This is a genomic window from Mesorhizobium sp. CO1-1-7 (assembly GCF_020164885.1).
Classification (GTDB): Bacteria; Pseudomonadota; Alphaproteobacteria; order Rhizobiales; family Rhizobiaceae; genus Mesorhizobium; species Mesorhizobium australicum.
The window spans coordinates 1-1,327 of the sequence record NZ_JAIUHA010000023.1; the positions used below are offsets into that span (position 1 = coordinate 1).

Annotated in this window: 1 protein-coding gene; it reads right to left on the minus strand. The window is 63.1% G+C overall.

Going from position 1 to position 1,327, the window contains the following annotated elements:
• Positions 1–58: 58 nt before the first annotated feature.
• Entirely contained in the window at positions 59–1,249 is a 1,191-nt protein-coding gene (locus LB516_RS28785; RefSeq protein ID WP_140878695.1) for an integrase core domain-containing protein, read from the minus strand.
• Positions 1,250–1,327 lie beyond the last annotated feature (78 nt).

Here is a 1,327-nt window from a genome sequence, read left to right on the forward strand (position 1 = left end):
TGTCCAGCCGATAGATGGGTTACAGAATGAACCGGATACATAGGTAACAGTTCTCCCCCTATGCGTCCGCCGCAGCGCCAAGCGGTTCGGTTGGCGCGGCGCTGTGGCGGACAAGCTTCATGCGCCTTGTGTCGATGATGCCGAGCGGATGGGCATGGAAAGAAAGCAGCCATTGTCCATCCTCGGTTTCTGAGGCTGCGACCGCTTCGCCGGCCAGCGATTGCGAGACATAGACGAAGCCGCCATTCCACCTGATCTCGCCATTGTGACGCACCTGTCGGACCGCGGCCTCTTGCGGATATTCGGGCTCGCAGGGCGTTCTTGGCATGGCACGCTGTGAGGGGCGGTAATGCTGCGCTGGAGTATCCATGGCGAGCGCCTCATGCGGACGTTCCTCATTGTAGCTGCGCCGGAAGGCCTCGAAGGCCTTGGCCTGAGCCGTTCTGTCGGCCTCCGGTTCCTTGGCCAGTGGCAGCATGGTCAGATGGAAGCGCTCGTGGCGTCCGTTCTGCTGCGGCTTGCCGGGCGCGATCCGCTCCAGCGTGATGCCGAGCTTGATGAAGCGGACCGCAAGCGGCGTCAGCCCGGTGACGCCGGCCGACGCGAAGGGCGAACCATTGTCGCTTCTGAACCGATCCGGCAGGCCATGCTCCTCAAATAACCGCTCGAATACCGGCCAGGCCTCGGCGTGCGCCGTCGAGCCCGTCGCTTCGAGCGCCAGAAGGTAACGGCTCGAGGCATCCATCACCGTCAACGGATCACAGCGCCATCCGTCAGCAGTCTGGAACCAGCCCTTGTGATCGCCAGTCCACACCGCGTTCGGTCTTTCGGCCTGCGGCCACGGTCCATTGCCGCAGGCCCGCAGGCGTGGCCGCTTGCGGGCACGAACAAGCCCGTGTCGTGCAAGGATGGCGCCCACTGTCGAGGCTGACGGCCAGACCAGCTCGGGAGCCGTGCGCTTGAGCCGCGCCACGATCTTCTTAGGCCCCCACAGCGGGTGCGTCTCCTTTGTCGCCACGATCCGCTCCACCACATCCAGCGCCGTCGCCCGGCCATGATTGAGCGGCGCGCGCGGCAGATCGTGCAAACCTTCCGGACCGAACGCGCGATAGCGTCCAAGCCATTTGTAGCCAGTCTTGCGCGAGATGCCGTAAGCCGCACACAGCTCGATCATCGTCTCCTCATCCGAAAGCCAATCCACAATAAACCGCAGCCGCTCGTCCATAATGCCAGTTTCTCGCCAAACCATCGCCGGTCCTCCGGCGGACAAGAAAACTGTCACCCATGCTATCGGTCCATTCTGTTACCTATCTATCCGGTTCGGACA

Excerpts from the sequence above, each read along its gene's own strand:
- LB516_RS28785 (WP_140878695.1), bottom strand. The coding sequence starts at position 1,249 with ATGGTTTGGCGAGAAACTGGCATTATGGACGAGCGGCTGCGGTTTATT.